The organism is Brevibacterium picturae (assembly GCF_030453725.1).
GTDB classification, from domain to species: domain Bacteria; phylum Actinomycetota; class Actinomycetes; order Actinomycetales; family Brevibacteriaceae; genus Brevibacterium; species Brevibacterium sandarakinum_A.
In genome coordinates, this window is sequence record NZ_JAKDJU010000182.1 from 1 (window position 1) to 5,660 (window position 5,660).

Annotated in this window: 7 protein-coding genes; 3 read left to right on the plus strand and 4 right to left on the minus strand. The window is 64.9% G+C overall.

Going from position 1 to position 5,660, the window contains the following annotated elements; translation table 11 throughout:
• Positions 1–52 precede the first annotated feature (52 nt).
• On the plus strand, positions 53–1,336 hold the full coding sequence (gene kynU / locus L0G76_RS13555; RefSeq protein ID WP_304357702.1) for a kynureninase: 1,284 nt from the start codon (positions 53–55) through the stop codon (positions 1,334–1,336).
• Positions 1,337–1,481: 145 nt separating this feature from the next.
• On the opposite strand, the gene L0G76_RS13560 is transcribed toward kynU, so the two are convergent.
• On the minus strand, positions 1,482–2,756 hold the full coding sequence (locus L0G76_RS13560) for an MFS transporter (protein ID WP_304357703.1): 1,275 nt from the start codon (positions 2,754–2,756) through the stop codon (positions 1,482–1,484).
• Between the two features lie 147 nt (positions 2,757–2,903).
• Complete coding sequence (locus L0G76_RS13565; RefSeq protein WP_304357704.1) at positions 2,904–3,068, minus strand: hypothetical protein; 165 nt, start codon at positions 3,066–3,068, stop codon at positions 2,904–2,906.
• 74 nt (positions 3,069–3,142) lie between these two features.
• On the opposite strand from L0G76_RS13565, the gene L0G76_RS13570 reads away from it, so the two are divergent.
• Positions 3,143–3,364 carry a cysteine hydrolase family protein gene (locus tag L0G76_RS13570; protein WP_369696187.1) on the plus strand — a complete coding sequence of 74 codons (222 nt, stop codon included), beginning with the start codon at positions 3,143–3,145 and terminating at the stop codon, positions 3,362–3,364.
• A 12-nt stretch (positions 3,365–3,376) separates the two neighbouring features.
• Positions 3,377–3,799 (plus strand): OsmC family protein, encoded by a 423-nt coding sequence (locus L0G76_RS13575; RefSeq protein WP_304357705.1) that lies wholly within the window; start codon positions 3,377–3,379, stop codon positions 3,797–3,799.
• A 70-nt stretch (positions 3,800–3,869) separates the two neighbouring features.
• Here L0G76_RS13575 and L0G76_RS13580 read toward each other — a convergent pair whose 3' ends face one another.
• Complete coding sequence (locus L0G76_RS13580; RefSeq protein ID WP_304357706.1) at positions 3,870–4,733, minus strand: PPK2 family polyphosphate kinase; 864 nt, start codon at positions 4,731–4,733, stop codon at positions 3,870–3,872.
• Positions 4,734–4,789: 56 nt separating this feature from the next.
• On the minus strand, positions 4,790–5,473 hold the full coding sequence (locus L0G76_RS13585) for a trimeric intracellular cation channel family protein (protein ID WP_304357707.1): 684 nt from the start codon (positions 5,471–5,473) through the stop codon (positions 4,790–4,792).
• Positions 5,474–5,660 lie beyond the last annotated feature (187 nt).

Sequence of the window (5,660 nt, forward strand, 5' to 3'; positions counted from 1 at the left end):
CGACGCCGCCCACCGACCTGAACCGCCCCAACCAACCCGATGAAGGTGAGCCATGACGATTCCCGAACTCAGCGCCACACTCGATCGTTCAGCCTGCGAACGACTCGACCGCGACGATGACCTGCGTGCCTTCAGGGACGAGTTCATCCTCCCGCCGGAGACGATCTATCTCGACGGAAACTCACTCGGCGCACGGACCAAAGGTGCAGCAGAGCGCGCTCAGGAGGTCATCGCCGACGAGTGGGGCACCGGCCTCATCCGCTCGTGGAACACCGCCGGATGGTTCGACCTGCCGGCGAAGCTGGGTGAGAAGGTCGCGGGCATCGTCGGCGGTGAGACCGGCAGCACCGTCGTCACGGACACCACCTCGATCAACCTGTTCAAGGCCGCCTCGGCGGCGCTGAAGATGCAGTCCGCAGCAGCACCGGAGCGTCGGATCATCCTCACCCAACGGGAGAACTTCCCCTCCGACATCTACATGCTCCACGGGCTGGCGGAGCAATTGGACGACGGCTACGAAGTTCGCCTCGTCGACGACGAAGAGGTGACCGCCGGATTCCCGAACACGATGACCGCCGAGGTGGCCCTTGTCGTGCTCACCCACGTGAACTACCGCACCGGTCGGCTCTTCGACATGGAAACAACCACCTCGGCGATCCATGCCGGAGGAGCCATGGTGATCTGGGACCTGTGCCATTCGGCCGGCGCGCTCGAAATCGATCTGGCCGGATCGGGTGCGGACATGGCGATCGGCTGCACCTACAAGTTCCTCAACGGCGGGCCCGGCTCGCCTGCCTTCATCTGGGTCTCCGAGGAGCTGCAGAACGGCTTCTCGCAACCACTGTCGGGCTGGTGGAGCCACGCGAAGCCCTTCGAAATGTCGCCGGATTATGCGCCGGCAGAGGGCATCCGCCGCTACCTGACAGGCACGCAGGGCATCGTTTCGATGTCAGTGGCCGAGCTGGGCCTCGACATCTCCAACAGGGCCGATATGGCCGCAGTTCGGCAGAAGTCCCTCGCACTGTCCGACCTGTTCATCGACCTCGTCGAGACACGCCTGTCCGATCACCCGGTCGAGGTCGTCACCCCGCGCGAACATGCCCACCGTGGCTCGCAGGTCTCGATCACCCACCCGGAGGGTTTTGCGGTCATGAGCGCGCTCATCGAACGCGGCATCATCGGCGACTACCGTGAACCATCGGTACTGCGCTTCGGGCTGACTCCGCTCTACATCGGCTTCACAGACGTCTGGGACACCGTCGAGGCTCTGCGCGACATCCTCGACAACCGCATCTGGGACTCCCCTCAGCATCAGGTCCGCGGCGCCGTCACGTGAGCGGGCGGCTCTAAGCCTTACGACCGGCAACCTTCCGGTCGCTGGGCAACCCTTCCTGGGGTTGCCCAGCCACCGGAAGGTGGCTCAGTACGCCTCAGTCGTTCAGCTGGCGCGTCGTCTCCGGCCGAGGACAGATCCTGACCGCTCACCCGACGCCGCGCCCCCGCCCCGCCAGCACATACACTCCGATCCCGATCGCGCCGAGGGCCAGGACCGAGCCGCCGATCGTCACGGCCTGCGGGATCGTCGCGATCGTGCCGAGCACGCCGACCGTCACACCGGAGAAGGTCTGCATTCCGGGGCCGAACGTCGCATAGGAGCCGATGACTCGGCCACGGATCCCGGTGGGTGCTTCGAGCTGGATGATCGCCATCTCCGTGGACTCGGCGGTGATCTTGCAGACGCCGGCGAGGACGAGCACGCTCAGCGCCAGCCACAGGTGCGAAGTGAAGGCGAAGACGACAGAGCTCGCTCCCAGTCCGGCCGCAGCGACCGCGGCGGCCGCCGGCGTCGGTCTGACCCACCCGGTGGCTTCGAGGAAGAATCCGCCCAGCACACCTCCGGCGCCGAGGGCGAAGAGCAGCAGCCCATAGGTGAAGTCGCTGTCACCGCCGGGACCGGTGAGGATGTCGCCGAAGACCGGCATCGCGGTCTGGAGCACCGCGCCGATCGTGATCGAGGCGAGTGCGGCCAGCAGCAGCATGCCGATGATCGACCTGTTGTGACGAACCTCGGCGAGGACCTTGAGCGAGCGCACCAGGGTGGTCCTGGCCGTGCGTGCGCCGCCGCTGCGGGTGTGACCGGTGAAGGGTGTGCGCATGAGGAAGATCGTCAGCGGCAGGTAGAAGACGATGTTGATGAAGATGCCCCAGGTCGGGCCGAAGGCGAGCAGAAGTGCCGAACCGACGACAGGCCCGAACAGGATGCCGAGGCTGCGGAAGGTCGCATTCATCCGCACAGCGCTCGGCAGTTCCTCACGCTCAACGAAGTCGTGGAGCATCATCTGCTCGGCCGGCCCCCACAGACAGCCGGCCAGGCCGTGGATGACGAGCAGCACGCAGGCCTGCCAGAGCTGGAGCGAGTCGGTGAGGAACAATATGCCCCAGCACAGGGACACGAACATGAACATGACCTGGCCGATCTGGATCAGCCGCCGACAGTCGAAGCGCTCGGCCAGGGACCCCGCGTACACGGACAGCATCAGGAACGGCAGCCAATGGCTGATGAGTTGGAATCCGACGAGGGCCGGGGACTCGAATTCCTGCCACAGCACCCAATAGGTGATGACGTGTTCGATGTTGTCGCCCATCATCGCCATGCCCGACCCCACCAGGTAGGGGGCAGTCTTCCAGCTGCGCAGCACCCCGAATCTGCGGGGAGGCTCCGGACTCACTGCCGCCTCGTCATCACGATCACTCACCCGCCCATTCTGGCACCACCATTCCCCGATCGAGGCCGCAATACCGAAGCGTGGACCCGACGTCGCCGAGGCGCTCACACCATTTTCGTGACCGATTCCCTTGAATGCGCCCCCACATAGGGTCACCATTGAAGTGATCAAGGAGGATCAGATGTCCCAGAGCACATCCACTGCCGACAATCCCGCCGATTCGCCCAGCGCACCCGGCAACTCTCGGAGCATCCCCGGCGCCCTGTCCGCCGACGGCCAGCCGCTCGCCGCCGAACGCGCGAACACCGCCCTCATCGTCATCGATGTCCAGACCGGAGTCATGGCCGCATCCTGGCATCCCGCCGAGGTAGGGCATCGGCCATCTCGTCGTCACCGGTGCCCAGTCCGACGCCTGCGTGAGGTCGACGATCCACGGCGGATTCGCCCGAGGTTACAACTTCACCCTCGTCTCCGACGCTCACACCACGGAGGACCTCAGCGAGTGGGGAGCACCACCACCCGAGCAGGTGGTCTCCCATACGAATCTCTACTGGAGCTTCGAATCGGGACCAGGACGAGTCGCTCAGGTTCTGGAGGCCGCAGACGTCGACTTCTCGGCACCAGGGCGCAATAACTGACATCATGAGTCCATGAGCGAAGACACACGCAACATCGAACTGACCAGAATCGCCGAGAACCACTACCGCGCCACGGCACCGGGTGGGGCGAGCATCGAATTCGGCCGGGGCGAAGGCCTGATGACTCCGGTCGAGCTGCTGTTGGCAGCGGTCGCCGGCTGCTCGTCGATCGACGTCGACACCGTGACCAGCAGGCGCACCGAGCCGACGCGCTTCGACGTCACGGCCACAGCCGACAAGATCGACGAGGACGGTGCTTCACGAGTCGACAACGTCCATCTCGACTTCGACCTGGCCTTCCCCGACGACAAGGACGGCCAGCGTGCGGATTCTCAGATCGAGAAACTCGTCGGCCTCTCCCATGACAAGTACTGCACAGTCTCCCGCACCGTCGAGCACCCGACCAAGGTCGACTTCAGCATCCGCCGCGATTGAGCCTCATGCGGCCAGCGCAGACTGATCATGGCCCGCCGCAGCTGAGCATCACCGTCGCCGAGGCGGTGGCTCAGCTCTCGGCCAACCGTTCCCGTTCGACGTCGATGTCGAAGTCTGCGTCCGGCCACTGCGGGTCGATGTCCCTGAGTGCATCCAACAGGAGCCGCTGGACCGCCAATCGTGCGTACCATTTTCGGTCGGCGGGCACGACGTACCAGGGTGCCGTCTCGGTCGAGGTGCGCTCGATCGCCGTTTGGTAGGCCTGCATGTAGTCGGGCCATAGAAGACGTTCGTCGACGTCACCAGGGTTGTACTTCCAGTGCTTGTCCGGTCGGTCCAAACGCTCCATGAGCCGGTCCTTCTGCTCGTCCGGGGAAATGTGGAGCATGACCTTGATGATGCGCACACCCGCCTCGGCGAGTTCGGCTTCGAAGTCATTGATGGCATCGAACCGACGCTCGATCTCCTCGTCATCGGCGAGCGCGCGGACCTTGCCGATGAGCACATCTTCGTAGTGGGAGCGGTCGAAGACACCGATCATTCCTGGGCCAGGCACACGCGAACGTATGCGCCACAGGAAATCGTGGGCGAGTTCTTCTTTGGTCGGTGCCTTGAACGCGGCGAGTTCGACGCCCTGGGGATCGACCGCGCCGACGACGTGGCGCACGATTCCCCCTTTGCCGGCAGTGTCCATTGCCTGGAGCACGAGGAGAACCGCCGGCCCGGACTTCTCGTCATGGTGGGCGGCGAACAGCCGTTCCTGAAGTTCACCGAGTTCCGGGATGCAGGCCTTGAGGTCCTTGCGCCCGGACTTCTTGTTGCCGCCATAGCCGGGGGTCGAGCGTGGGCTGACGGCGTCGAGGCGGAAACCGCTGCCTGCCGCCAAAAGAGGTGCCGGGTCGTCGGTCCACTGCGTCTGCGGCTCTGTGCTCATATCTTCATCTTTGCAGGCAGGGAGGTGACCGTCTATGTTTCGACGCGCATTTGCCCTCAGTCAGGCTTCCGGAACACCGAGGGCAGCTTCTTCATCCGGCGGCCGGTATCCCGATAGGACCACTGCCGCATCGGCTGCGGCACCCGCCACTGCAGCTTCCAGGCGAGCATACGGAAGCCGAAGGCAGCGGCCGCGATGACCAACGAGACCACTCCGCCCAGAAGTCCTGTCACCTCGGCGAGGATCGTCAGCCCGGCTCCGAAGAGGGCAGGAATGAGGTAGAGATCGGTGCCGATGAAGATCGCCGGGTCCTCGCTGGCCACCGCATCGCGCATGAGCCCGCCGCCGCAGGCAGTGAGCGCGCCCATGAGCAGCGCCGCCGGGTAGTTCGCCTCCGCGCCGAGGGCGATCGTCGTCCCGGTGACGCTGAAGATGGCGAGCCCGATCGCATCGAAGGTCACGATCCAGATGCGCGCACGCGAGACGTGCTTGCCGATGAGATAGATGAGCAGTGTGGCAATGAGCGGCGGAGCCAGGTAGATCGGCTGACCGAGCGCGTTGGGAACCCGGTCGAGGAGGACGTCGCGGATCATTCCCCCGCCGATGCCCGTCATCAGACCGAGAACCAGACCGCCGGTGATGTCGAAGCCTCGGCGGGCGGCCAGGAGGACTCCCGAGACCGCGAAGACGAAGGTGCCGGTGAGGTCGAGCGCGAGAAAAACTGCTTCCTGAACGTCCACGACCTACTCCCTTCCGACCTGTCAACGGCTCATCCCGCGCCATGGGACGCAACGTCAGCACTCTCGACGCCGGATCTCCACTCTCGACGCCTGGTCACCACTGTAGTATCAGCGCGCCGAGGTGGTGGCAGGTACCTGTCCCAGCTCAACTGGAGTCAGACCGGCTGGAGTCAGACCGGCTGGAGTC

Coding starts and splice junctions, on each gene's coding strand:
- L0G76_RS13580 (WP_304357706.1), bottom strand. CDS start 4,733: ATGAGCACAGAGCCGCAGACGCAGTGGACCGACGACCCGGCACCTCTT.
- kynU (WP_304357702.1), top strand. CDS start 53: ATGACGATTCCCGAACTCAGCGCCACACTCGATCGTTCAGCCTGCGAA.
- L0G76_RS13575 (WP_304357705.1), top strand. CDS start 3,377: ATGAGCGAAGACACACGCAACATCGAACTGACCAGAATCGCCGAGAAC.
- L0G76_RS13565 (WP_304357704.1), bottom strand. CDS start 3,068: ATGACTCCGGTCTGGACATCGATGACGATGAGGGCGGTGTTCGCGCGT.